The organism is Lawsonibacter sp. JLR.KK007 (assembly GCF_036941135.1).
Taxonomy (GTDB): domain Bacteria; phylum Bacillota; class Clostridia; order Oscillospirales; family Oscillospiraceae; genus Lawsonibacter.
Genome location: NZ_JAYWSY010000001.1, coordinates 1,096,760 through 1,121,994, shown reverse-complemented (window position 1 = coordinate 1,121,994; position 25,235 = coordinate 1,096,760). Strand labels below are relative to the sequence as shown.

Below are 25,235 nucleotides of genomic sequence, written 5' to 3'. Positions count from 1 at the left end.
TTTTCTTACACGTTCCGAGTCAAAAATCGAGCAAACCCTTGGCGCCTCAGCCTTCGCAATGATTACAGTCTGTATTATTACAATTTGTATTTGCCGCGCAGCTCAGTCCAGAGGCAATGGCATTCAAAGCAATCGCGCACTCCAAACGCTTGCGTTCCATTGCGCAAGCGACCTCATTTGAGCTTATTATGTCGCCATTGACAAGCAGATTTGAGGCGGAACAGCCCCCGCTGCAGTAGAATCTGGCCCAGCACTCCCGGCATGCCGGACGGGTATACACGTTCTGTTGGGCAAATTGACCAGAGATATCCATGTCAAAGGTGCCGTCATGGACGCTGCCCATCCGAAAAGCCTCATTTCCCACAAACTGGTGGCAGGGATAAATGTCCCCGTCAGGGGTGATGGCGACATATTCACAGCCGGCTCCGCATCCCCGGAGCCGTTTGATGACGCAGGGCCCCTGGGCCAGATCCACATTGAAGTGGAAGAAGTTGATGTCCTTCCGGTCCATCAGCGCCTGGGCCAGCTTTTCGTATTCCGCCTCCACCTGGTCCAAGTCTTCCTCCCGAATGGCGAAGGGGTCGTCAGAGGGACCGCTGCAGGGTTCCACCGATACATGGCGGAAGCCCAGGTCTCCCAGGTGCAGGACGTCGCGGGAAAAGTCCAGGTTCTCCCGGGTGAAGGTGCCCCGGACATAGTAGTCCTTGGTACCCCGGCCGGCCACCAGCTGCTGGAATTTTGGGACGATGATTTCGTAGCTCCCCTTTCCGTTTACTGTGGGGCGCATCTGGTCATTCACCTCTCCCCTGCCGTCCAGAGACAGGACGACATTGGACATCTCCCGGTTGATGTAATCGATCGTTTCGCCGTCCAGCAGGATGCCGTTGGTTGTGATCGTAAAGCGGAACACCTTGTCATGCTCCTGTTCCAGGGACCGGGCGTACTCCACCGTCCGCTTCACCGTGTCCATAGCCATCAGCGGCTCGCCGCCGAAGAAGTCAATCTCAATGTTCCGCCGCTTGCCAGATTTGGCCACCACCCAGTCGATGGCTTTTTTGGCGGTGTTGAAGTCCATGGTCATGCGGTGGCCGGTGCCAAAGTCGCCGGTGGAGGCAAAGCAGTATTTGCACCGCAGGTTGCAGTCGTGGGACACATGGAGGCATAGGGCCTTCACCACCGCCGCCTTGGGCAGGGCCATGGCCGCCTCTGGGTCCAGATAGTCGTCAGTGGTGAAGAGCAGCCCGGCCTTCTGGAGCTGGCGCAGCTCCTGCCAGCCCTCCTCCAGCTCGGCCGGGTCGTACTGAGGCAGCTGGTCTGTCAGCGCCTGGGGGACCCTCCCCTCCCCTACCGGCCCTTCGCCCAAACAAGTGAGCAGGTCGTAGGTCAGCTTGTCCAGCACGTGGACCGCGCCGCTGTTCACGTCCGCCGCCAGGTACTGGCCCAGGGCGGTAAAGGTATGTACCATTGTCATGTTCGTTTTCTCCTGTCTTAAATATAGTAGTCCTCAAATTCGATCGTCCCGAATTCGGTCAGCTCAAATTTTTTCTCCGACAAGCGGGAAAAAATCTCGTTGGAAAATTCCTCAAAGGAGCTTGCGATCACCTCCGAATAATCCATACCGGAACACCAGCGGAATATCTGTCCATAGGTCCCGTTTTTTCCTGGATCGCAGTCCAGAATCAAATACTGACTTCCCTCGGATTCGGTAAACGGTATCCAGTGCCTGCGCCAGATATACGGTTTCATCTTGTCCTCGCCGGCCCATTCCACCGGTTCTGTTTCCGTTGCAAAGAGGTCGTTCATCATGTTCCAGGTTTCAATGATGCCGGTAATGGAGAGAAAAGGGTTGTATCCCAGCAAAGGACGTTCAATGTTTCTGCCCCGTGTGTTCTCCTCAGTGTCCTTCTGTCCGTTCATGGTGGAGAGATAATCCTGAAAGGCATGGGGCAGATTGACGCCAATCGTCTTCTCCAACAGAAGCATTTCAGCGGGGTCGGCGGGAGCGTTGATGCTTGTATAAATTTCTGTTGAAATTGATTTGATCTGGTTCAGGATCCTGCTCCACGCTGTGTCCATTGACAGCACCTCTCTTTCAATCGTAGTGGGCTATAGAAGGAACGGCACTGCGCCCCGTCACCCCAGTACAGGGAGCTGTCTGCACAGGTGAAGGTCCAAAAAGGGTCCTGCTTCTGGAGACAGCCGGGAAGGCGTCCAAACAAGCCCTCCTTCCAAGGCAGGACAGCAAAAAGGGCAGGCGCGGCGCGCCTGCCCTTTCATGCCGTTTGCTTTACTTGTTCTCGCACTTCTGGTTGGCGACGGTGCAGGACGTCTTGCAGGCGGACTGGCAAGAGGTCTGGCACTCGCCGCAGCCGCCCTTGGCGGCGCTGGCCTTCAGAGTGGCCCCGTTCAAAGTCTGGATGTGCTTCATTGGTATCTCCTCCTGTTTCATTGCTTACAGCAGATTCTGCCATAGTGACAGCTATTATACCATAGCTCCTAAGAGATTTCAATCATCTTCTGCGCTTTTTCTTGGGTTTTCTTCCGAAAAGCCCGGGAATGGCTCCGCCGCACAGGCAGGCGCACAAGATCCCCGCTCCGCCGTTGGCAATGGAGGTTCCCTGATTGGCAATCAGTCCAGCGGTGAGCAGCAGCAAAAACAGCACCACACCCACGCCCAGGCCCACCAGCAGGGATCGCCGCCCCACCCGGCGGACGGCGTAGGTTCCGCCTGCCAGCGCGCCCACTGCACAGACGGCCAGCACCGCTCCATACATTGCGCCCACCGGCACTGCGCCTGCAGACACCAGCGCCGCGCAGACCAGCAGAGCCAGGATGGTGGTCACCCCAGCCAGCACGCCGCCTTTGAGCACCTCGCACATGGCGTTGAGCCACTCGCTACTGGAACCGATCTCCTCCGGGCGCCGTTCCTTCTTCTTCATAAAAACACCCTCCCCCACGGTTTAGTAAAACCTATGCGGGGAGGGGAAAAGACATACCTGTAACTTTTAGTTGGCAGGCTGATCCGGAGCCACATTCTTGCTGGACACGGCCCACTTGGTAAACTCGACGCGCACCCGGTCGGCACTGGTCTCGATCACGATGGTGTTCTCGTCCACCTTGCAGATGGTGCCCACAATGCCGCCGATGGTGGTAATGACATCGCCCACCTTCAGAGAGTCCCGCAGGTTCTGGGCCTCCTTCTTCCGCTTGTTCTCCGGGCGGATCATGAAGAAGTACAGCATGGCGAACATCAAAACGAGCATTAAAATCACATTAGGGTCCATAAATCTTTCCTCCAAAACTACTGCAAAATCAGACTGTCAACCAAATATTTGACGCAGTAAAAAATATTATAGCGGATATTTCCACAGTTGACAAGCCCTTTTGCCAAATTTCTCAAAAGAACGCAGCGTTTCCCGCCCGGTGTTCCTCTACCCCCTGACCATCCGCTGCGCGATTGAATTAATGACCGGCACAGGCAGCAGCTTGGCGGAGAGCACCAGCAGCTTATTATACAGCCCGGCGGTGACGGTCCGCTTCCCCTTTTGCAGGCTGCGGAAGCCAATGGCGGCCACCGTCTCCGGCCGCATCACAAAGAGCTTGAACAGCAGGGTATTATGGATGTTCGCTTTTTCCGCAAACAGAGTCTGTGTCGCTCCCGGACACAGACAGGTCACAGTAACGCCGGTCCCCTTCAGCTCCTGATAAAGCCCGTTCGAAAAGGAGAGGACATAGGCTTTTGTGGCGGCGTACACCGCATCACAGGGGCACGGCATATAGGACCCCGTAGACCCCACATTCAAAATCCGCCCGTATCCACGCTGGATCATGCCAGGCAGAAGCAGCTTTGTCAGCGCAGTCAGGGCCGAGATATGGACCTGTATCATGGCGAGTTCTTTGGTGAGGTCTGTCTCAGTAAAAAATCCCGCTTCATTGAAGCCGGCGTTGTTGACTAGGATGTCGACTGGCCAATCCAGTTGGCTGAGCCGTTCCAAGATCCGGTCTGCCGCGTTGGCTTCCGACAGGTCACAGGGGATCGCCGCCACCTGCACGTGGTACCGGGATTGCAGCGATTCCTGCTGCTGCCGGAGCGTTTCCTCATTTCTGGATACCAGGATGATGTTGCTTCCATTGGCGGCAAATTGCTCGGCGAATGCCTTTCCAATCCCGCTGGTCGTCCCCGTAATAAGCACTGTGTCCATCTGAGCACCGTCCCCTCTCCCTACGCTTCCTGTGCGGGACGGTCCAGAAGGCCCGAATATTGAGTCCGGAATTGTTCAAAAGTCCCGTTGTCCAGATGCTCCCGGATGCGGGCCATCAGCTCATTATAAAAGTGGAGGTTGTGGAGTACCGCCAGCCGCATGGCCAGCATCTCCCCTGCAATCAGCAGATGACGCAGGTAGGCACGGGAAAAGGAGCGGCAGGCGGGACATTCACAGGTGCTGTCAATGGGCCGGCTGTCCAGCTTGTACTTCTCGTTTTTGATGTTGATGGTCCCCTTCCAGGTGTACAGCTTGCCGTGCCGGGCGTTCCGGGCGGGCATGACGCAGTCGAAGAAGTCGATCCCCCGGGCCACTCCCTCAATGATGTTGGACGGGGTTCCCACCCCCATCAAATACCGCGGCTTGTCCGCCGGCATGTGGGGCTCCACCGCGTCGATGATGTCGTACATCACCTGGGTGGGCTCACCCACCGCCAAGCCGCCGATGGCGTAGCCGTCACAGCTGAGCTTGGCGATCTCGTCCATATGCCATACCCGCAGATCAGTGTAGGTCCCTCCCTGGTTGATGCCAAACAGCTGCTGCTGAGGGTTCACAGTGTCTGACAAGGAGTTTAGCCTGTCGTGCTCTGCAATGCAGCGTTCCAGCCATCGGGCCGTCCGCTCGCAGGACGCCTTTACATACTCGTAGGGGGAGGGATTTTCCACACACTCATCAAAGGCCATGGCGATGTCGCTGCCCAGGTTGGACTGGATGCGCATGGACTCCTCCGGCCCCATGAAGATGCGACGGCCGTCAATGTGGGAGGCGAAGGTCACCCCCTCCTCCTTGATCTTCCGCAAGCCGGACAGGGAAAAGACCTGGAACCCCCCGCTGTCGGTGAGCATGGGGCCGTCCCAGTCCATAAATTTGTGCAGCCCGCCCATCTGACGGACCACCTCGTCTCCAGGCCGCAGATGCAGGTGGTAGGTGTTGGACAGCTCCACCTGACAGCCAATCTCCTTCAAATCGTGGGCGGACACCGCCCCCTTGATGGCCCCCTGGGTGCCCACGTTCATAAACACCGGGGTCTGGACCACCCCGTGAGCACAGGTGAAGACACCCCGCCGGGCGCTTCCCTCTTTTTTCAAAACTTTAAACACGCAAAAACTCCTTTTACCTTGTAATACCTGCTTCCTGCAAAAAGTCAGTTACAAATTGCTCCAGCTTGTCTGTGTGCAGGTCCGGAACCTCGTCTACATGCCAACCCAATTTAAACCGTCCTGAATCACCATAGGGGTAATACTTTCCGTGATAAACATAGTAAGGAAAGTTGATCTTTTTCCTCAAATGCCCCCGGTGAAACAGAAGCTCGCACCCGCTTTCGATAAAGCCCCGCTTGTATTCCTCTATAAAAATATTGTCAACAAAGTCGTCGTCAATTACGGATGGATCGTCCGCAATATGGAGCTCCATCAAAATACGCTCAAATATTTGGTGTGTCCGCTCCCAGTTAAAGCCGCCAGCTGCCTCCAGCAGCGCCGGGCTGCTATAATCAGCTTCAAGCATATCCAGCGCCCATAGGGTTAGATCATCGTCCCATCTATGCTTTAAAATCCCTGTACGGCATTCATCGTAGTATTTTTCCAAAATATGTCCCAAATAATAATATTTCATCGAAAATCTTGAGCCCCCTCCTCACGAAATAAACATCGCATCACCAAAAGAAAAGAAGCGATATTTCTCCCGCACCGCCTCCTCGTAGGCCGCCAGGACATGCTCCCGTCCCGCCAGGGCGGACACCAGCATGATGAGGGTAGATTGCGGCAGATGGAAATTGGTGATGAGGGCATCCAGCACCTTGAATCGATAGCCGGGGTAGATAAAAATGTTGGTCCAACCGGAACGCTCCGTCATGGCGCCGTCCTCTGCCGCAAAGCTTTCGATGGTGCGGCAGGAGGTGGTGCCCACGCAGATGACCCGTCCGCCGTTTTGCTTCGTTTGGTTGATGACGTCCGCCGTTTTCTGGGAAATCATGCAGAATTCGGAGTGCATCTCGTGACCGCTGATGTCCTCCGCCTTGACAGGACGGAAGGTCCCTAGTCCCACATGAAGTGTAACGCAGCAGACCTTTACACCCACTTCCCGCACCTGCTCCAGCAGTTCTGGAGTGAAATGGAGGCCGGCGGTGGGAGCTGCGGCGGAGCCTGCCACCTTTGAGTAGACTGTCTGATAGCGTTCCTGATCCTCCAATTCCGCCTTGATGTAGGGCGGCAGGGGCATTTTTCCAAGCTGCTCCAAGATTTCCAGAAAAATACCCTGGTAATGGAAACGGACGGCCCGTTTTCCGTCCTCCAGCTCCGCCTCGATGGTGGCGGTGAGCTGGCCGTTGCCAAAGATCACCTGGGAACCCGGCTTCAGCTTTCGCCCCGGACGGACCAGACACTCCCACAGGCCGCCGCCCTTATCAACAAGGAGAAGCACTTCACAGGCTCCGCCGGTAGGGCGATGGCCGATGAGCCGGGCGGGCAGAACCCTGGAGTCGTTCAGCACCAGACAGTCCCCTGGCCGCAGAAACTTTGGCAGATCGAAAAAGTGGTGGTGGGCGACAGCCCCGGTGGTCTTGTCCAGGGTGAGCAGACGGGAGGCGTCCCGCCGCTCCAGGGGGGTCTGGGCAATGAGTTCCTCCGGGAGCTGGAAGTCAAAATCAGCTGTTTTCAAAGACATACATCCTCACAAATACTTGTTAATAGTGTGTGACCTGAACGCCAGGGAAATAGAAGGTAATGATCTGGTCGCCGGTGAATCCCCGGCGGGCCATGGCGTTGGCGCCGAATTGGCTCATGCCCACCTGATGGCCCCAGCCGCCGCCGCTGAATACGTAGGTGCTGCCGGAGACGGTCACCGTTCCACCGGAAGGCTGAGGGGCGGCGGTGGTGTTCCCGCTTCCGCTCCCACCCAGTTCGGATATGGAGCCGGTCCCGGAGATTACGTAGGCGGTTCCCCCGACGGAGGACACAGCGCCGCTTCCGGAGATAACATATTTGCCCTCCAGGCTGTCCAGCTTCCCCGCGTCGTTCACAAAAATGTCTTCCCCCGCAGAGGGCTGGCCGGGCTGGGAAACATCCCCCGCCCCCATGCCGTTGACGGTAAAGCGAATAGACCTTACGTCGAACCGGCTGCGGATCTTGTCCACGCCGATGGTACTGCTCTGGCCGTTAGCCCAGCGGACCACCACCCGGAGCACATTGCCCAACTGGGAGTAGGTCAGCTCCAGCTCCTTCACCGAGGTTCCTGTTCCCAGCCCCTTGGACTGGAGCTGTTGGGTCAGCTGGGCGGCGGTGTAGGTCTTAGTCCAGGGGGACATATCGTTGCGGTCGTCCAGATCGGCCTCATAGGGGTCCACCACTCCCCGGAGGTAGGGATACTCGTTGACAGTGTCCGTCCCCCAGATATTCTTGGCGTCCTCACTGGCTCCGCCAAAGCTGGAGACATAGAAGACTTCGGCCAGCTTTCCATTATATTTGACCACCATTCCCGCTGTCTCGGCCACAGCCTGCATACTGACCTGGCTGGGGCCGAAGTCGGTCCGATTGCTGCCCATGCCGTGGTAGACCTGGCAGCTGTCGGAGGGGCAGATGTCGAAGCCGTAGCTGTCGTGCTTGTTCAGGTTCTTCATCACGTAGGTGCGGGCACAGATGGCCTGGGCCTTCAGCGCTTCCAGCGGCCAATCCCGGCCCATCTCATAGCAGACCACGCCGTTGATGTAGTCCTCCAGCGGCAGCACGTTGACCACCGTGAGGTTCCCGCCGTTCCGGCGGTGGTACTGGAAGCCGCCCCGGTACTTGTAGCCGGAGAACCAAGTGCGGGTCTCCCCCGCTCCGGTGACGTCTGGTTGGATGGCCAGCCGGCCAGATTCGCCGCAGTCGTACTGGAACAGGATCTGGCTGGTGCCCGTCTTCACCACACTCATGCCGTAGGAGCTGGTACCGACGATGGTCCCGTCTCCGATTCCAGACATGGCGCGCTCCGCCTCGCTCTTGGAGGTGTAGGCCCCCACCCGGACCTGGTAGGCCCCGTCGATCCAGGCCACGAAGCCGCCGTAGCTCTCAGCCATAGCGGCGGCGTCCGCATAGGCGGAAAAGCTGCCGGGGACCTGAATGTGGTAGCAGCCCACCACTGTATTGCTGATCGTAGTGCTGGAGTAGGACGAGCTGTAGTAGAGGTTCTGGGTCTTGAGCACCGATACCTGAGTGGTACCGGCGCCGGTCCGGGCCAGCTCCACAAAGTTCAGTCCACCGTCGTAGTAGCCGAAGCGGTAGCCCGCGCCGTAGCCGGTGTTGTTCTCCAGATTGGCGGCCTCCAGCTCCCCGGTGGGCACATGTGCGTTGGAGGAGGCCAGTCCCACCCGGATCATCACCTCACCGTTTCGGTTGGTGGTCACCGCCCCGGCCAGGGGGACGGCCAGACATATGGCTAAAACGGCGGCGGCCAGCTGTATCAATTTTTTGCCCATAATGTACTCCGTTTCTCAATGTTCTTTGTATTTTCTTCTATTGACAACCAGTTGGAAGACATGGTAGGATAGTAGCAATATGGAGGGTTGCGGCATGCGTTGAGCAAAATTGCCCTCCCCGACATTATAGTACAAAATCAGCCGCTTGAAAAGCCGCTGATTTATTTTTTTCTCTGCCCGATTCTGGAAGCCGGTTTCATCTATTTTTGTGCCGGGTCATAGAATGATCTGGACTGATATGGAGGTTATGAAAATGGAAAAATATAAGGTAGGCATCATCGGCGCCACTGGTATGGTAGGCCAGCGTTTTGTCACTCTGATGGAACAGCATCCCTGGTTCCAGCTCACCGTTTTGGCTGCCAGCCCCCGTTCTGCGGGAAAAACCTATGAGGAGGCCGTCGCCGGGCGCTGGGCCATGAAGGCTGCTGTTCCCGAGGAGGCCAAGGCTCTGGTGGTCATGGACGCCCAGGCCGATGTGGACAAGATTGCCGGGATGGTGGACTTCGTCTTCTGTGCTGTGGACATGAAGAAGGAGGAGATCAAGGCGCTGGAGGAACGGTACGCCAAGGCCGAGTGTCCGGTGGTGTCCAACAACTCCGCGAACCGCTGGACCAGCGACGTTCCCATGGTGGTGCCCGAGCTCAACGCCGGTCATATCAAAATCATTGACGCCCAGCGTAAACGTCTGGGCGCCAAGCGGGGCTTTATCGCCGTCAAGTCTAACTGTTCTATCCAGAGCTACACCCCCCTGCTCACCCCCCTGATGAACGCGGGGTATGAGGTGGAATCCGTCCTGGCCTGCACCTACCAGGCCATCTCCGGGGCGGGCAAGACCTTCGAGCGCTGGCCTGAGATGGTGGACAATCTGATCCCCTACATCGGCGGCGAGGAGGAAAAGAGCGAGCAGGAGCCGCTGAAGGTCTGGGGCCATATCGAGGGCGATCAGATCGTCAAGGCCGACGGTCCCGCAATCACCACCCAGTGTCTCCGGGTCCCCGTCTCCGATGGCCACACCGCCGCCGTCTTTGTTCGCTTCAAGGAGGGGAAAAAGCCCACCGAGGAGCAGATTAAGGAGATTTGGAAGACCTTCAAGGGCCGGGCCCAGGAGCTGGACCTCCCCTCCGCCCCCAAGCAGTTTATCCACTACTTTGAGGAGGCCGACCGTCCCCAGGCCAAAACCGACCGGGAGCTGGAGGGCGGCATGGCTATCTCCGCCGGACGCCTCCGCCCTGATACCCAGTACGACTACAAGTTCGTGGGCCTGTCCCACAACACCCTCCGTGGCGCCGCCGGCGGCGGGGTCCTGCTGGCCGAGCTGCTGTGTGCCGAGGGCTATATCGATCACAAATAAGGAAAGGAAGCTATATTTATGAGATCTCCTGTCTTTACCGGTTCCTGCCCCGCACTGGTCACTCCCTTTGACCAGCAGGGTACCATCAACTACGACGCCTTCGGCAAGCTGATTGACGACCAAATCGAGGCCGGTGTGGATGCGGTGTGCGTCTGCGGCACCACGGGCGAATCAGCCACGATGACCATCCGGGAACACATCGCCGCGGTGGAGTTCTGCGTCAAGCGGGTGGACCACCGGGTGAAGGTCATCGCCGGCGCGGGGAGCAACGACACCTCCGCCGCTGTCTACCTCTCCCAGCACGCCCAGGACTCTGGCGCGGACGCCCTGCTCCACGTCACCCCCTACTACAACAAGGCCAGCCAGACCGGCCTGATCAAGCACTACGAGTACATCGCTGATCGCACCGAGCTGCCCATCATCCTCTACAATGTGCCCAGCCGCACCGGCGTTTCCTTTACCGCCGACACCTACAAGGTGCTGTCCGCCAACCCCAAGATCAACGGAGTGAAGGAGGCCAGCGGAAACTTCTCTCTGCTGGCCCACACCCGCTACCTCTGCCCTGATGACTTCTACATCTGGTCGGGTAACGACGACCAGGTGGTGCCCATGATGGCCCTGGGAGCCAAGGGCGTCATCTCGGTGGCCTCCAACATCATTCCCGAGGTGATGGTGAAAATGAGCCATCTATGTCTGGAAAACGACTTTGCCGCCGCGTCTCAGCTCCAGATCAAGTATATGGACCTGATTGACGCCCTGTTCTGCGAGGTCAATCCCATCCCCATCAAAGCCGCCATGAATCTGATGGGCATGGAGGCCGGTCCCCTGCGCCTGCCTCTGTGCGACATTTCGGAGAAAAATCTGGCCGTCCTCCGTGCCTCCATGGAGCGTATGGGTCTGCTGAAGTAAGGAGTTTTCCCTATGCTGAAGATAATCATTTCCGGCTGCAACGGCCACATGGGCCGGGTGGTGGCGGAGCTGTGCGAGGCCGACCCCGCTTTGGAGAGCACGGCAGGCTTCGACGTGCTGGGGGCCGCGGACCGGGAGTTCCCCGTGTTCACCTCCCCTGCCCAGTTCACCGGTGAGGCGGACGCAGTGATCGATTTCTCCTCCCCCGCTGCGCTGGACGGACTGCTGGAGTTTGCCAGAGCCCGGAAAATTCCTCTGGTGCTGGCCACCACAGGCTATTCTCCCGAGCAGGTGGCCCAGATTGGCGCCGCCGCCCTGGAGGTCCCCATTTTCCGCTCCGCCAACATGTCCCTGGGCATCAACGTCCTGTTGGAGCTGGTGAAAAAGGCCGCCTCTGTTTTGGGCGAGAGCTGCGACATCGAGATCGTGGAGCGCCACCACCGCCGCAAGGTGGACGCCCCCTCCGGCACCGCCCTGATGATCGCGGACGCGGCAGCTCAGTCCTGCGGACATGAGACGGAGTACGTCTACGAGCGCCACTCGACCCGCCAGCCCCGTGACAAGAAGGAGATCGGCATTTCCGCCGTCCGGGGCGGCACCATCGTGGGCGAGCACGAGATCATCTTCGCCGGTCACGACGAGATCATGGAGATCCGTCACACGGCCCTCTCCCGGGAGATCTTCGCCCAGGGCGCGGTGGAGGCCGCCAAGTTCATCGCCGGGGTGGAAACGCCCGGGCTGTATGACATGAGTTATTTGGTAAAATAAGTGAAAACGCCTCTGTTTATTTAAGCAGAGGCGCTTTTCTCTTGAAAAGGAGCTTGTTATGACAGCCTGTCCATTTTGCGGCGAAGGTCCCATATACAAAGCGATTGTTAAAGAAAACCTGGAAATAATTTATATTTGCGCCGAATGCGATACTGTTTGGAAAAATGCAGGACAGAATATTACAAATTATACCAATTACATGAACAAGCTGGGAAAACCCCCATTATGGGACGAATTGGAGCTGCTTTCTGTCGTATAGGAGGCAAAAATGAAAACCATTCAGGAGCTGGAGCAATATCTGGAGGAAAACTGCTACAACTTTGACAGCATCACTATCGGCCGGCACTACGCCTATGAGGGCTATGTGGTAAAGTCCTGCGCGCTGGGATACTGCCTGTTCTCCTCCGAGCGGGGCCGCGAGACCCTGCTCAAGGCCTTCCCCACCGAGGAGGAGCTGGTGGCTTACACCTTGGCCAAGCTGGACAGGAACCCCTGGTACAAGGCCCACATGGTCGCGTTTACATTGGACCAAAAACAGATCAAAAGGGCCGAATTTAAGCTGAAGCTCATGGGAATCCGGTATAAACGCAACGATATTCCGGGCTACCGATCAGGACAGACCGCATACCGGATTTTTGTCTATGGCCGGGATATTTTGCGCCTGGAGGGATTTAAGCGGCAGTATATGCGGTACTGACAAACTCGACGGAGCGGCGATTGTCTTTTTGGCAAGCATCTGCTATCCTGTTTTCAGGAGGTGAGGACATATGGACCAAGTAAAAACTGGCGGGCTCATCCGGGCTCTGCGTACCCAAAAGGGACTGACCCAGAAGGCGCTGGCCGAGGCCATCGGTGTGGGCGACAAGGCTGTGAGCAAATGGGAGCGGGGCCTGGGGTGTCCGGACGTGTCCCTCCTCCCTGAAATTTCAAGGGTTCTGGGCGTCGGACTGGAAACGCTTCTCTCCGGTTCACTGGACGCCAATGACCAGGAAAGAGGCAATATGAAAAAACTGCGTTTTTATGTCTGCCCCAGCTGTGGCAACCTGATTACTGCCGCTGCGGAAATGGGCGCGTCCTGCTGCAGCAGGACGCTGCTCCCTCTGGAGCCCCAAAAGGCGGAGGGTGCGGACAAGCTTTCGGTGGAGAAACTGGATGACAGCTGGTTCATCTCCTCACCCCACCCTATGAGCAAGGAGCATTTCATCTCCTTTGCGGCCCTGCTCACCGGGGACAGCGTCATGATCCGCCGTCTCTACCCCGAGTGGGATCTGCAAATCCGCATCCCCTGCTTTGGCCACGGCATTTTGCTATGGTACTGCACCCAGCATGGATTATTCCAACAGCTTATATAAGGAGGACAAAGCATGTCCGACCAATTCATCCGCACCCGCCTTCTGGTGGGAGACGAGCCTCTGGAGCGGCTGCGAAGGGCCAAGGTGGCAGTCTTTGGAGTGGGAGGCGTAGGCGGCTATGCCGTTGAGGCTCTAGCGCGGTCAGGCGTAGGCACTTTACATCTATATGACGACGATATCGTGTCGGAAAGCAACCTGAACCGGCAGATTGCCGCCCTCCACTCTACCATTGGCCAATCCAAGGCGGAAGTGATGGCCCGGCGGGTGCTGGACATCAATCCGCATTGTCAGGTGAAGGCGGTCCGCATGTTTTATCTCCCCTCCAACGGGGATCAGGTAGACCTGTCTCAGTACGACTATGTGGCGGACTGCATCGACACCGTAACCGCTAAGCTGGAATTGGTGACAAGGTGTAACGCATTACAGGTAAAGATCGTCAGCGCCATGGGGACCGGAAACAAATTCGATCCCTCCGCGCTGATGGTCACCGACCTCTCTAAAACCCAGGGCTGTCCTCTGGCCCGCACCATGCGCAAGGAGCTGCGCAAGCGGGGAATCAGCCACTTGAAGGTGGTCTGCTCAACCGAATTGCCAACCGCTCCGATGGGTCTGGCGGAACTGGAAGTTCCCCAGCAGTCCGATACCCGTCCAGGCTCCACTGCACGGCGGGATACGCCGGGTTCCACCCCATTTGTCCCCGCCGCAGCTGGTCTGTTGATGGCCTCTGTGATCGTCCGGGAGCTGAGCGAATGATGCAAACCGTGCCAGCCGCTATGGCTGGCACGGTTTGCATATTTGTTCCGTTTTGCACAGATACTACTTCCGTTTGCAGAGGAGGAAATGCTTATGAGCTTGATTGCCTGTACAGACCCCTGCGTCTATCAAAAGGACGGTTACTGCTCCCTGTCCCGAGCCGCTTCCAGCGGAGAGGCAAGTGGGTCTCGCTGTGTCAACTTCGTGCCTGTACAGTCAAAGCAGGGCGGCCATAGCCTCACGAATGTTGGACACCCGAATCAACTCCAGCCCTTCGGGGACGGCTAGTTTTCCCTGGATCCGCTTCGGGATCATGCACTTTGTAAAGCCTAACCGCTTTACCTCTGCCAGCCGCTGCCCCAGGGCACTGGCGGCTCGCAGCTCACCGGTCAGACCCACCTCTCCGATGGCGGCCAAGTCATGAGGAACGGGCTTATCCCGAAAGCTGGAGGCCAAAGCCAGGATGGCCGCCAGGTCAGCGGCTGGCTCCTCCAGATACAGACCGCCAATCACATTGATATAGGCATCGCAGCCTCCGACCATCAGTCCGCCCCGTTTCTCCAGGACCGCCAGCAGCAGCATGGAGCGGTTGTACTCGAAGCCGTTGCTTACCCGCCTGGGATTGCCGAGGCTGGAGGGCACCACCAGCGCCTGAATCTCCGCCAGCACGGGACGGATCCCCTCCATGACGCAGGTGACGCAGGTGCCGGAGGTCCCGGTGGGCCGTCCGGCCAGCATGGCCTCTGAGGGGTTGGGCACCTCGGTGAGGCCGCCGTCCTCCATCTCGAACACGCCGATCTCGTTGGTAGCTCCGAACCGGTTTTTTGCCGCCCGAAGGATGCGGTAGAGCATGTGCCGTTCGCCTTCAAAGTAGAGGACGCAGTCCACCATGTGCTCCAGTACCTTCGGCCCGGCGATGGAACCCTCTTTATTGACGTGGCCAATGACAAAAACGGTGATGCCCTCCCCTTTCGCCAGCTGCATCAGTGTCAAGGTACATTCCTTTACCTGGCTTACACTGCCTGGGGCTGAGGTCACATCCCCGTGGTACAGGGTTTGAATGGAGTCCACGATCAATACATCAGGCTGGAGCTGATGGACTGCGTCCACCAGATTCTCCAAATTGGTTTCCGCCAGCAGATACAGGCCCTCCCCGCAAACCTTCAGGCGCTCTGCCCGCAGCTTAATCTGCCGCTCCGACTCCTCCCCGGATACATACAGCACCGTGGCGAAGCGGCAGAGGCTGTCACAGATCTGCAGCATCAGGGTAGATTTGCCGATGCCAGGCGCGCCGCCCACCAGCACAAGGGAGCCCTTCACCGCACCGCCGCCCAAGACCCGGTCCAGCTCCCCCATCCCGGTGGCAAAGCGCAGCTCGTCGGTGGTTTCCACCTCCTTCATGGGTCTGGGCCGGTTAATGGCCACCCCAGAGGAGGAGCCGCCCTTGATCGGACTGGAACGCTTTGCGGCTTTCTCCGCCGGGCGCTCCTCGATGGTGTTCCAGGCCCGGCAGGCCGGACACTGCCCCTGCCACTTGGGGTACTCGTTGCCACAGGAAGTACAATAAAATAAGGTTTTCGCTTTCATCTTTTTTCCTCTGTTCAAAGCAGTTTTTTGTTGGCTGCATCTACCACGGTTTCCCTCTGTCCTCTTTGGATCACGTTTATTGTACCAGTATTGTTTGGAAATGTAAAGGGTCTACCCCGCCTGATCCGGCATCGTCAGCCAAGCCCCGGCGATGACAGCGGCCAGCTTGCGCTGGTACTCCTCGTCCCGCAGGAGGGCCTCCTCCTCCGGATTGGTGAGAAAGCCGCACTCGATCAGGACTGCGGGACAGGTGACGTGGTTCATAATGTAGACGGTATCCGGGATTTGCTTGACTGCCCGTTCGTTGTCCGGCTGAAGGGCCGCTTTGATGCTGGTTTGGATATGCTCCGCCAGCGGTTGTGAGCCCTCTGTGGGCGCGTAAAATACATGGGTTCCGTGGTATTGGCTGCCAGGATAGGTATTTTGGTGGATGCTCAGGAGGGTGCTGCCCTCCACATCCTCCACTGCGGTCACCCGATTCTTCAGATCGGACCGCTTTTTCTCCCGGAGCGTATCCGCGCTCTCATCGTGCAGGGAAATGTCGGTCTCCCGGAGGAGAATGGGGTCTACACCATACAGCCCCAACACATCCCGGAGCTTGAGCACAATGGCCAGGTTGATCCCGCTCTCCGGCGCGCCGGTGAGGGAGACCGCTCCCCCGTCCTCGCCCCCATGCCCGGCGTCCAGTACGAGCGGCCCTGTCCGCTGGATTGCCGCCGGCTCCATGGCTGGCGCCATTATGCGGTCCAAACGATTCAGAGCCAACACCAGCAGGATCACGGTCCCAAGGAGTGCCCCCGCCAGCAGGATGCCTTTTTTCAATACGACCACCTCCTTCCTATCCTATGGAATGGACAGGGCCGGTATGCGTGTACCCCTTTGACTGCCTGACTCATAGAATGGTTCAAGGGGGACGCTGTGCGCTCCCCGCGCCCGTCCTCCTGATTGAATGAAGGAGGGAATTTCCCTTGTTGATTGAAGCAAACGGCACCCGGCCCGCCGCGAACAGCTCTGCGGCCGCCCAGGCGGCTCAGGCCAGCTGTCCGGACGGGAACGGAACCCTGCCATCCTGTGCGGGACTGTCCGTGCCTTATGTACCATTTCAGCAGAACAATCCCAAAAAATACGCTCAGAGCGAGGCGCTGAGCAACGGCACCCTGTTCCCTGGCCTGAACCTGCCCTTCCATCTGGCGGTGGAGGGCTCCAGCCTGCCCGCTACCCCGCTGGCTGAGCTCCAGGCGCTGGAATTCGTGGTCCTGGAGCTGAACCTCTACCTGGACACCCACAAGGACGATGCCGAGGCGTTCGCCATGTTCAAGCAGTTCTCTGCCATGGAGAAGGCGGCTAAGGCGGCTTACGAGTCCAAATACGGCCCGGTCACGGCGCAGGCTGCCGCCACCGGAGACAGCTTCCAGTGGCTTTCGGACTCCTGGCCCTGGAATTACAGCCAGAATGAGGTGAATTGACATGTTCCATTATGAGAAAAAGCTGCAGTTCCCAGTGAAGATCGCCACTCCCAACCCTAAGCTGGCCGCCTTTATCATCAGCCAGTACGGTGGGCCCGACGGCGAGCTGGGCGCATCCATGCGCTATCTGTCCCAGCGGTACTCCATGCCCTACGCGGAGGCTAAGGGCCTGCTCACCGACATCGGAACCGAGGAGCTGGGCCACATGGAGATGGTGGCGGCGGTGGTCCATCAGCTGACCCGGAACCTCACCGACGACGAGGTCCGCGCCAACCCCGCCTTTGCCCCCTACTTTGTGGACCACACCACCGGCATCTACCCCACCGCCGCCTCCGGCTTCCCCTGGAGCGCCGCGAGCATCCAGTCCACCGGCGACGTCATCGCTGACCTGACCGAGGACCTGGCCGCCGAGCAAAAGGCCCGCCTTACCTACGACAACATCCTGCGCCTGTCGGACGACCCGGATGTGAACAACGTGATCCGCTTCCTGCGGGAACGGGAAGTCGTCCACTTCCAACGCTTCGGCGAAGCAAACCATACTGATTTAAGCAGATTTTATCCCCTGCGGGCGGCGGCCTACAGGGGATATTTGCGTCATAATGCTGTATTCCAAAACGTAGGCATGACTGCAAATCCAGTGACGCCTATTCCCCAAATACATCGCTATGTGTCCCATTGCGAACCAGCGTCAGAACCAGCACATCATCGTCAATGCGATACACCAGCAGCCAGTCCGGGAGGATGTGACACTCCCGATGCCCTGCCCAGTTTCCGGACAAATTGTGATCTTTGTTCTTCTCCGGCAGTTTCTCTCCCCTAGACAACGCACGGATAATATCATCCAGCAAAGAGGTGTCCAGATGACGTTTTGCCGCTAGCTTATAATCCTTTTTGAATTGAGAAGTCCAGACGATTTCCCGCTTCATCGTTTCAACTCCCGCAACGCTTCTTCCACATCACTATAGTGGGGTACAGTAGGATCGTGCGCAATCCTCTCCGCCTCCAGCATAGCCGCAATCGTTTCCTTATTAGGCCGCTCCTGCCGAACCTCAAAGGGCAGGCCACCTACGCGAATGGCTTGACGGAGGAAAATATTGATGGCAGTGGTCAGGGTCATTCCCAGGTCATTAAAAAGCTCCTCGCACTGCTGCTTGACCTCACTGTCCATACGGACGCTGAAATTGGTTGTATCTGCCATAGCAAAGGCTCCTTTCCATTTTCTATGTCTATTATACTCCTATTGCAATGCAAAATCAATCTGATAGCCACATTTTTTAAAAACCACCACCGAAGCTATTTAGCCCCGGCGGTCTGCTCCACATTTTGAAGCACCCTTGGCACCTCTACGCTCAGGCGCAAACAGTGCCCTCTTTATAGCACTCATGGATATATTGCCTCGACTGATAGTAGAAATCCGTGTTGTAATTTGAGATGGCATCGCTGATCCATGAGGTGTAGACCTCCACCAGACGGTCAATGATATGCTCCTCGTCATCGCCGGAAATATCCTCAATCAACCGTTCGTAGACCTCGCCAATCGTCCAGTAGTCGGGTACATCATAACGGCAAGAGGCTACGTTATCGAAAGTGCCTTTCGGGATACTCAGGTTCGTAATAAAGTCATCCGCTGTTTTTGCAATCGGCTCACAGTGAAAAACATCCGCATATCGGTAGATACGCCTGATTGTCTTCTCCCCCATAAAACGAACCAGCTCGGAGCGACTCAGCTTCCGTTCCCGGCCGATGTATTCAATCAGGCTGCAAGTATAAAACAGGTCGCTGTTATTTTTCATCCTGGACTTCACTTCCCTTCACAAATGACAGCGTAGTTAAGGCTCTGGCTGTATGGAAACTGATCTGATCAAAATCAAATCCACCAGCAGCCGCGTCATTCGCTGCCGTCACAGTTCCGAGCAAAAAGTCAGATGTCCTTTTCGGTATCTTCCAGAATACTTAATTCTGTGAAATCGTCCCTAGAATGGGTGAAACCGCGCCTCAAATAATCCAATCCTCCATCAACACTACAACAGCCACATTTACAAGTAACCAAGTCGTGTTTATAAGTGGATTCGATAATATCCCCACACAGGTTACATTGCACAGCGTTCCTGATAATCCTTTGTATCGCTGTCACCTCATCCCATAATTCTTTTGAGTAGGTCTTTGATAGCCATATCTGCCCTCCCCTATTTCGATGTATTGATTTTACCACAAAACGATGAAGTTATCAACAGTCAGCATACAGAAAACCGCCAGGGCGTGTAGCCCCGGCGGTCTGCTATATGTTCCAGAGTACCTTTGTACTGCCGTCCTCTCTGATAACGATCTTATGTATCATAATCATAGCGACAGCCTTTTTACGCTTGTAATCGGCGGTTTTCCAGGACTTCGCCATATTGACAACCACATCGGTTTCGTCCCCCCTGCTCTTTAAATCCTCCATCCGCTCATACAGGGCCAGACGGTCCCGCTTGAGCTGGGTGGCCTTCTGATTCGCCAGCGCCAGAAGATCATCGTTGAACCCGCCTGCCAGCATGGTATCCAGAAGCTGTTTCTCCGACCTCTCAATGGCCTTGATCTTCAGCTTTAGTTCGTTGATCTCCGCCGTGTCGCCCTTTCTGGTAGTGCGGTTCATCTCCTTCAGGTCTGCCAACTTTGCGGAAATACACTCGTAAACCACGTTCTCCAAGTCCTCGGCATAGATCGTCACCTTCGGACCGGTACAGGTTTTCTTGTGCGACCTGCCCGTACAGTTAAAGTACCTCCGTATCTCACCGCTCTTGTTGACCTTCCCCTTGATGGTGGTCATGGTGTGGCCGCACTTCTCGCAGACCACCTTCCCAGCCAGCCAACTGGTGGGGTTGCTTACACTGTTCCCGATCTGCCGGTTTTTCTCCAGTTTTCGCTGGCATTTGAGCCAGATGTCGGAATCCACGATACCGGGATGGGTCAGGAGCACCAGCTTCATATCCGACCAATCGGGCGCATCCGGGTCGTGCTTGGTATGGCCGTAGAGCTGCGCTCCGTATTCCCCTGTAAACAAAGATACGTCCGTAACCATCTGAACGCCATGACGGTCGTAGTAGTCGTACACATCGGAATCGGCCTTGACATAGATGGGATTCTTCAGTAGCGTGGACAGCTTCGCCGTTGTCCAACTGCTGCCGTTCAAGGGCTGCTTTCCCTCTGCCACCAGAATATCCAGAAGCCGCCGCAGGGACACGCTCTCCTGGGCGTAGACCTCGAAAATATACCGCACCTGCTCTACCTCAGCGGGGATGGGACTCAGCTTCTTGGTTTTGACATTGTGGATGACAGTCGGAACCAGCTCAAAACCGTAGGGCTGCCTGCCGCCCATGTAGAACCCCATTTCGCTGCGGTGGGCGTATGCCTGGGTGACGCGGTTGATGATGGACGTGCGCTCAAACTCGGCGAACACCATCAGGAGCTTGACGATCATTTCCCCATAAGGGGAGGATGTGTCAAATGACTCCTGTGAGGACACGAACTCTACCTTGTGTTCCTTAAACTCCTGCAAAATGTTCACAAAATCAGACAGAGAACGGCTGATACGGTCCAGCTTGTAGACAATGACCTTCTTAACTTTTCCCTGCCGCACCAGCTTCATCATCTTCTGGAATCCATCACGGTTGACGTTGCCGCCAGAAAATCCGTTGTCTACGAAAGTTATGATCTTTTCGTCCCGCTCATCGGGCTTGATAACAGACCTACAATACTCAAGCTGGGTCTCGCAGCTGATGCTGTTCTCCCGCTCCACAGATTTGCGGGCATAGAGCACGATTGCCATTTGACACACACCTCCTCCCTATGTTAGAATTTGGGCAGATTCATCAGGCGGGAATCTTCTTCCCCGTCCGTGCCAGGGCTTGAAGCAGTTCCTCAACGATACGCTCTCTGGTTTCTTTGTCCTCTGGCTGCATAATAACGTGCTCAACCGGGTGCGTCCGATTTCTGGTGTCTGTGTACTCCTCTTTTAGGTTGGCCATGTTGTCACCTCCTAGATTGCCCCGCAGAGGGGCGCTGTGTTGGAATCCAGATCCAGCCCTTCCGTGACTAACATATGCGTGAAATCACAGCATATTTCGTGGTTGAGCAGGTTTAAGATCCCTTGCTTGGTGTAGGGAAAGAAACAGCTTATCAGCATCGGCGGCATGATTTTGATGCCCTGCCTTCTGTACTCACGGTCATAGTAGTAACATTGCTGGACAACGCCCTTCCCGTCCTTGTAGTAGTCCAGCTCCACATACACCGATCTGTGGAGTTTGGTTTTGAGCCGCGTCCGCAAGTGCATAGGTAGCCCGTTATAGCTATCACCATCGCCGACCATGATCAGGAAGCGATACTTCCTGTTAGACTTGCTGGTCTTGAAATCCAGGTACTCGTCCAGGGAGAGGGGCGTCTGCCCCGTCTCCACGAACTCCACGCCGTAGAATTTTTTGTCCAGCTCCGCTTCAATAACCGCCATCAGGTCTTCCATTGGAAATTGCAGCGTCCGTAGCTTCTTGGGCTTGGCCTTGTAACGTGCTTCCCCTTCCCTGCCCTGGTTGCGGTCAATGTAGAAGCAGTCCCGGACGGTGCAAATGGAATCGTTGATCTCCAGCGACAGGAACAGAACTCTGCCGTGGCGGGTCTTGATAATCGAACGAAATACGTTTGGATTATCACTGGAAGATTCCAGCCTTAAGATACTTTTTTGCATGGTGATCACCTCCTCGAAGAAAGTATATATCATCCAGCACAAAGCACATACGATCAGCGAGATAGTTCCAATTCGCACTCCCGTTTGATTTCGCGTTGGCGTACACGTTCTTCGTTTCGCGCCTTGATCGCCCGTTTCCGGTCGCCGGCAGGTGTTCGTTCGCCGCGTTGCTCCTTCTGCCAGTCGATGCGACTCAGGTGGATGGTCGGCTCACGGTCACGCTTTCCTTGGACTTCAAGTGCCTCATGGCTGACCTGGATGTCCAATCCGTTCCGCTCGTAGGCTCGATTTTGCACTTCCGCCCACTGCTCCCGCCAAATGGTGATGTACTCTCTCTTATCATGCTCCCGATCCTTCCATTTACTGAAGCCGCCTTCGCCAACTGGCCGGGTGGGAACAATGATATGGACATGAGGGTTGTTCCTTGATGGGTCATCCCGGTTGCGGCCCCTATGGATAGCGGCGACTGCACACAGGCTACAGGACAGGAAATTGTCCTCAATAAATTCATGGACTATTCGGATCAGCTCCCCGGGCGGCAGTTCATTGGGAAGAGAGCCTATAAACTGACGAGCGGTACGAGCATCCCGGCGCACTTCCGCACATTCGATCTCATTGCAGAGATGTTGGAGATTTCGGAACTCTTGCGGTGCATCATTTGGTAGGAAAATCTTCTGCCAAATTACATCGTTGCGGCTGTTGTAATACGTCTTGCCGCTGTAGTTGTCACGCAACGTTTTTCCGCTGATGTAGCCCACTGCGGCAGTGACCGAGCGGCCTTTGCCACGGCTGATGATGGTGGCCTCAAGGTGAAAGTTAGCCATATGAAATCCTCCGTTTAATCTGCCCTCCACCCCTGTGGGGGGGCGAACGTGTAAGTGGACTCCTTACAGGAGCAACAGCGCTCACACGGGCAAGCGCCACTCCCCATCCGGGTCATCTTCTACCATTTGAGCTGCCCGGTCCTGAAGCTCCCTGACCAGATCGTAGTCGGTGGATAGGACGTACAGGAAAGCCTCCAGTGGCTCAAAGCGGCTCTTGTTCTCGGTGTCGGTCCCGGGTTCATACTCTCGAAGCGATGGGAAGTACCGGGTCACCAACTCACCGATGACGTAGTTTCGGCGGCTATCCCTCCTTCTCTGCGCTTCCTGAGTAGCCCGTTCTTCTTGCCTCCGCCGGTTCTCTGCGGCATCGATGCGCTCGTTGGCTTTGACGGTTCTTTCTTCGATGGACATGATCTTCGCTCCTTCATTCTTCTTAAAATTACCATGGTTCACGGGGGCTCGGACAACTTTACAGGGAATCGCCTTGGACGATGTAGTCCCAGATGTAGTGACAGGAATGGCGGTCGCTCGGATCATTTCGGGCCGACTCAACAGCTTGGAGCTCATTTCCTCATCATCTGGTCGATATTTTTTCGCCTGACAGGATCCATACGGAGTCAACAAAAGCACGTCGTCAAGTGTTGCAAGTTCATGGGGCTGAATGACCCAGTCCCGGACCTCGCTGAGTTGCCTGTTGTAGCCGGTGGTGTCCCCAAACTCGTCCTCGTGCTCACTCACACTCCGCTGGATGCTTGTGCGGGTTCCGATCAGCTCACAGAGGTATTTCTGTGTGCCGGCGTCATTGGCCCGCAAGATCGCCTGAAATTGGCAATTATCGAAGATGATCCTTCGGTCATATTCGCCGTAGATTCGATCCAGTTGCGCAATACTTTGGATCATCAGGCAAATATTCACATTCTTGCTCCGCAGTGTTGCCAAGGCGGCGGTGATCATCTCCAGCTTGCCGAACCGGGCAAACTCGTCCATCAGCAGCAGGGTCTGGACATTTTGCGCCCCCTCGGCGCTGTGCATCTCAGGTCTGCGTTCCAGATGCCGAATCAGCTGGGTGTACATCAGGTTGACGGCACCGCTCCACTGTTCAATCTTGTCTGCCGGAATCCGCAGAAAGATGTTGCAATCGTTCAAGTCGTCCCAAGTGAAAACGGTCGCTCCTTCTCTCTGGCCCCGAAACGCATGGCTGATGTAGGGGTCGGTCGCAAACAGCATGATTTTGTTGCGTAGCCCCCGGTCAAAATTCGCCAGAGTTTCTGGCTTCATGGAAGCTGTCTCGCCAAGGAGCATCTTTACACAGACATCGCCGCTTTGCGTTAATGTCTTGCACAAATCAGTTATTGCCGATGATAGAATTGCGCACATGGTTTCGCTGAAGCTCAAGCCGAGTTTGAAATAGAACAAAAGCGCTGCCGTAAGCACACCTTGTTCTGTCTCGGCCCAGAAGGGCTGTTTGTCCTCTGGCGAAACCGGAGCGATGGCAATGGCGAGTTCCTTTACATTGTTAAACAGGTTATCCGCACAATCGTGTTCCAACAGCCAGAACGGATCGTAGCTGGGACCGTCAATCTGCATAGGGTTGAAAATGATGCACGGACGGTCAACGAGTCCACAGTGATACAACTCCGCATAAAAGCCGGACAGCTCGCCTTTGATGTCGGTAGCACAAATCGCACCTTGCCAAGTTCGCAGTGTGGGCTTGGCAATCCCGGCGCTCTTGCCGCTGCCGTTTCCGCCAACTACCATGATGTTCCCCTCTGTGCCCTGGGGAATGCCGACATAACCGCCGCCACTCGGAAAGCCCAAAAAGAACCCAGGGGCATTCCTTATGGAGAGGAGCATTCGGCTGGGAATATCCTTGTCCTCTGGCACCCGTGATTGCCGTAGAAGGGCATAACCCGTCGGTGGAAGATTTACAAGACTCGCATCATAATCGTCATCGCCGATACACTTGTCGTACTTTCTATGTTCCTTTTTCATAGCTGTTCTCCTGATAGGTTAGATTGGGCGGTGAGCCGGCCGTTAGGCCGACTCATCGCTGCCTGATAGTCAACTGTCCTCTACATCATCAGATGAAAGCTGCTGAATAATCTCTTGGCAAAGTTCACAGAGCTCAGTAGCAAAGGTTCCATATCCGGCAGAATTATCTTCGACAAGGCTTGCTAACTTTGACACATCACTCTTGATTCGGTCAAAGCGATTAAGAAAATCGTCCTCTGTCGAGGTATGACTCTCTGCCTGTTGAGACCCTTGATCGGATGATGATTTGTGACCTTTCGATTTCAAATAATTGTGAACAGCCTTTGCCAACTCTGTCTTTGTCATAGATTCAACATTTTTTGCACATTTGCCACCGACATGGTGAAATCTTTGCAGGAAAGTTTCCAAATCATTCCCCGTCAGTCGGCTGAGAATGTACGCCTTGGAAAAGTCCAAATGCGGCACCGGTGCTTCATTTCCATCAATCCACTTAGCGATCCGCATCAAGCGCTGTGCTTTGCAGATTGAAAAATCTGTATTCTCCTTAATCCACGGAATCCATTGTCCGTGCGGCTTGATTCGCTTGACCTCTAAAAGCAGCCGCCCAATCTCCAGATAGGATTGTTCACCTTTTTCTTGACACTGAATAATTTTCTCCTTGATGATACTAAGCTCCTGATCGCTTCCATCAGGCGATGTAGCGGTCGATTTTTCAGCGGTAATGCTCATAATTTTAGCCTCCCTTTTTAAATTTGTTCCCGGGGTCAATATCCATTGTAGCAGGCCATCGGAAAATTC

29 protein-coding genes and 1 pseudogene are annotated in these 25,235 nt (G+C 56.0%); 8 read left to right on the top strand and 22 right to left on the bottom strand.

The genetic code is table 11. The features are described 5' to 3' along the window. Positions 1-46 precede the first annotated feature (46 nt). From scfB to VV088_RS06230, 10 genes are all read right to left on the bottom strand, one after another. Positions 47-1,465: a thioether cross-link-forming SCIFF peptide maturase gene (gene scfB / locus VV088_RS06275; RefSeq protein WP_334600467.1), complete on the bottom strand. Its 1,419-nt coding sequence runs from the start codon at positions 1,463-1,465 to the stop codon at positions 47-49. Between the two features lie 23 nt (positions 1,466-1,488). Beyond that, complete coding sequence (locus tag VV088_RS06270) at positions 1,489-2,076, bottom strand: SMI1/KNR4 family protein (RefSeq protein WP_334599921.1); 588 nt, start codon at positions 2,074-2,076, stop codon at positions 1,489-1,491. Between the two features lie 211 nt (positions 2,077-2,287). After that, entirely contained in the window at positions 2,288-2,428 is a 141-nt protein-coding gene (gene scfA, locus VV088_RS06265) for a six-cysteine ranthipeptide SCIFF (RefSeq protein WP_087393998.1), read from the bottom strand. A gap of 82 nt (positions 2,429-2,510) precedes the next feature. Further along, a complete protein-coding gene (locus tag VV088_RS06260; RefSeq protein ID WP_334599920.1) occupies positions 2,511-2,939 on the bottom strand; it encodes a TIGR04086 family membrane protein in 429 nt (142 codons plus the stop codon). Positions 2,940-3,005: 66 nt separating this feature from the next. After that, positions 3,006-3,284, bottom strand: coding sequence for a preprotein translocase subunit YajC (gene yajC, locus VV088_RS06255; RefSeq protein ID WP_334599919.1), 279 nt, complete (start codon positions 3,282-3,284; stop codon positions 3,006-3,008). A gap of 147 nt (positions 3,285-3,431) precedes the next feature. Continuing rightward, the gene (locus VV088_RS06250; RefSeq protein ID WP_334599918.1) at positions 3,432-4,202 is read right to left on the bottom strand and encodes an SDR family NAD(P)-dependent oxidoreductase; all 771 of its coding nucleotides are present in this window, start codon (positions 4,200-4,202) and stop codon (positions 3,432-3,434) included. A gap of 20 nt (positions 4,203-4,222) precedes the next feature. Next, entirely contained in the window at positions 4,223-5,362 is a 1,140-nt protein-coding gene (gene tgt / locus VV088_RS06245) for a tRNA guanosine(34) transglycosylase Tgt (RefSeq protein ID WP_334599917.1), read from the bottom strand. 13 nt (positions 5,363-5,375) lie between these two features. Beyond that, complete coding sequence (locus VV088_RS06240) at positions 5,376-5,876, bottom strand: hypothetical protein (protein ID WP_334599916.1); 501 nt, start codon at positions 5,874-5,876, stop codon at positions 5,376-5,378. 21 nt (positions 5,877-5,897) lie between these two features. Next, positions 5,898-6,920, bottom strand: coding sequence for a tRNA preQ1(34) S-adenosylmethionine ribosyltransferase-isomerase QueA (gene queA, locus VV088_RS06235; protein ID WP_334599915.1), 1,023 nt, complete (start codon positions 6,918-6,920; stop codon positions 5,898-5,900). Positions 6,921-6,945: 25 nt separating this feature from the next. Then, positions 6,946-8,715 carry a SpoIID/LytB domain-containing protein gene (locus VV088_RS06230; protein ID WP_334599914.1) on the bottom strand — a complete coding sequence of 590 codons (1,770 nt, stop codon included), beginning with the start codon at positions 8,713-8,715 and terminating at the stop codon, positions 6,946-6,948. Positions 8,716-8,968: 253 nt separating this feature from the next. Between VV088_RS06230 and asd the strand changes: the two genes are divergently transcribed. From asd to VV088_RS06200, 6 genes are all read left to right on the top strand, one after another. Beyond that, positions 8,969-10,066, top strand: a complete 1,098-nt coding sequence (gene asd / locus VV088_RS06225) for an aspartate-semialdehyde dehydrogenase (RefSeq protein WP_334599913.1) — start codon at positions 8,969-8,971, stop codon at positions 10,064-10,066. Between the two features lie 18 nt (positions 10,067-10,084). Then, a complete protein-coding gene (dapA, locus tag VV088_RS06220; RefSeq protein ID WP_334599912.1) occupies positions 10,085-10,975 on the top strand; it encodes a 4-hydroxy-tetrahydrodipicolinate synthase in 891 nt (296 codons plus the stop codon). Between the two features lie 12 nt (positions 10,976-10,987). Further along, the gene (dapB, locus tag VV088_RS06215; protein ID WP_334599911.1) at positions 10,988-11,743 is read left to right on the top strand and encodes a 4-hydroxy-tetrahydrodipicolinate reductase; all 756 of its coding nucleotides are present in this window, start codon (positions 10,988-10,990) and stop codon (positions 11,741-11,743) included. Between the two features lie 268 nt (positions 11,744-12,011). Then, a complete protein-coding gene (locus VV088_RS06210; RefSeq protein ID WP_334599910.1) occupies positions 12,012-12,440 on the top strand; it encodes a hypothetical protein in 429 nt (142 codons plus the stop codon). Positions 12,441-12,510: 70 nt separating this feature from the next. Continuing rightward, complete coding sequence (locus VV088_RS06205; RefSeq protein ID WP_334599909.1) at positions 12,511-13,095, top strand: helix-turn-helix domain-containing protein; 585 nt, start codon at positions 12,511-12,513, stop codon at positions 13,093-13,095. Positions 13,096-13,107: 12 nt separating this feature from the next. Continuing rightward, a complete protein-coding gene (locus tag VV088_RS06200; RefSeq protein ID WP_334599908.1) occupies positions 13,108-13,848 on the top strand; it encodes a tRNA threonylcarbamoyladenosine dehydratase in 741 nt (246 codons plus the stop codon). A 216-nt stretch (positions 13,849-14,064) separates the two neighbouring features. Here the strand turns inward: VV088_RS06200 and radA are convergent, their stop codons facing one another. Together radA and VV088_RS06190 are read right to left on the bottom strand one after the other, a co-directional pair. After that, a complete protein-coding gene (gene radA / locus VV088_RS06195; RefSeq protein WP_334599907.1) occupies positions 14,065-15,435 on the bottom strand; it encodes a DNA repair protein RadA in 1,371 nt (456 codons plus the stop codon). Between the two features lie 111 nt (positions 15,436-15,546). Then, a complete protein-coding gene (locus tag VV088_RS06190) occupies positions 15,547-16,257 on the bottom strand; it encodes an N-acetylmuramoyl-L-alanine amidase (RefSeq protein ID WP_334599906.1) in 711 nt (236 codons plus the stop codon). 146 nt (positions 16,258-16,403) lie between these two features. On the opposite strand from VV088_RS06190, the gene VV088_RS06185 reads away from it, so the two are divergent. Next, positions 16,404-16,901: a spore coat protein CotJB gene (locus tag VV088_RS06185; protein ID WP_334599905.1), complete on the top strand. Its 498-nt coding sequence runs from the start codon at positions 16,404-16,406 to the stop codon at positions 16,899-16,901. 1 nt (position 16,902) lies between these two features. After that, a pseudogene (locus VV088_RS06180) lies at positions 16,903-17,433 on the top strand (manganese catalase family protein); the annotation flags it as partial. 112 nt (positions 17,434-17,545) lie between these two features. Here VV088_RS06180 and VV088_RS06175 read toward each other — a convergent pair. The 10 genes from VV088_RS06175 to VV088_RS06135 all read right to left on the bottom strand — a co-directional run bounded on the left by VV088_RS06175 (position 17,546) and on the right by VV088_RS06135 (position 25,166). Next, positions 17,546-17,827, bottom strand: a complete 282-nt coding sequence (locus VV088_RS06175) for a type II toxin-antitoxin system YafQ family toxin (RefSeq protein WP_334599904.1) — start codon at positions 17,825-17,827, stop codon at positions 17,546-17,548. Beyond that, positions 17,824-18,099, bottom strand: coding sequence for a type II toxin-antitoxin system RelB/DinJ family antitoxin (locus tag VV088_RS06170; RefSeq protein ID WP_334599903.1), 276 nt, complete (start codon positions 18,097-18,099; stop codon positions 17,824-17,826). The genes VV088_RS06175 and VV088_RS06170 overlap by 4 nt, the downstream gene beginning before the upstream one ends. 151 nt (positions 18,100-18,250) lie before the next feature. Further along, positions 18,251-18,694 (bottom strand): hypothetical protein, encoded by a 444-nt coding sequence (locus tag VV088_RS06165; protein WP_334599902.1) that lies wholly within the window; start codon positions 18,692-18,694, stop codon positions 18,251-18,253. Between the two features lie 128 nt (positions 18,695-18,822). After that, on the bottom strand, positions 18,823-19,035 hold the full coding sequence (locus VV088_RS22720) for a DUF7695 domain-containing protein (RefSeq protein ID WP_442913116.1): 213 nt from the start codon (positions 19,033-19,035) through the stop codon (positions 18,823-18,825). 144 nt (positions 19,036-19,179) lie between these two features. Continuing rightward, positions 19,180-20,709 (bottom strand): recombinase family protein, encoded by a 1,530-nt coding sequence (locus VV088_RS06160; RefSeq protein ID WP_334599901.1) that lies wholly within the window; start codon positions 20,707-20,709, stop codon positions 19,180-19,182. 43 nt (positions 20,710-20,752) lie between these two features. Further along, entirely contained in the window at positions 20,753-20,908 is a 156-nt protein-coding gene (locus VV088_RS06155; protein WP_334599900.1) for a hypothetical protein, read from the bottom strand. Between the two features lie 11 nt (positions 20,909-20,919). After that, on the bottom strand, positions 20,920-21,621 hold the full coding sequence (locus VV088_RS06150) for a hypothetical protein (RefSeq protein WP_334599899.1): 702 nt from the start codon (positions 21,619-21,621) through the stop codon (positions 20,920-20,922). Between the two features lie 53 nt (positions 21,622-21,674). After that, on the bottom strand, positions 21,675-22,445 hold the full coding sequence (locus tag VV088_RS06145) for a MobA/MobL family protein (RefSeq protein WP_334599898.1): 771 nt from the start codon (positions 22,443-22,445) through the stop codon (positions 21,675-21,677). A gap of 81 nt (positions 22,446-22,526) precedes the next feature. Continuing rightward, positions 22,527-24,437, bottom strand: coding sequence for a type IV secretory system conjugative DNA transfer family protein (locus tag VV088_RS06140; protein ID WP_334599896.1), 1,911 nt, complete (start codon positions 24,435-24,437; stop codon positions 22,527-22,529). Positions 24,438-24,506: 69 nt separating this feature from the next. Then, positions 24,507-25,166 (bottom strand): DUF3102 domain-containing protein, encoded by a 660-nt coding sequence (locus tag VV088_RS06135; RefSeq protein ID WP_334599895.1) that lies wholly within the window; start codon positions 25,164-25,166, stop codon positions 24,507-24,509. Positions 25,167-25,235 lie beyond the last annotated feature (69 nt).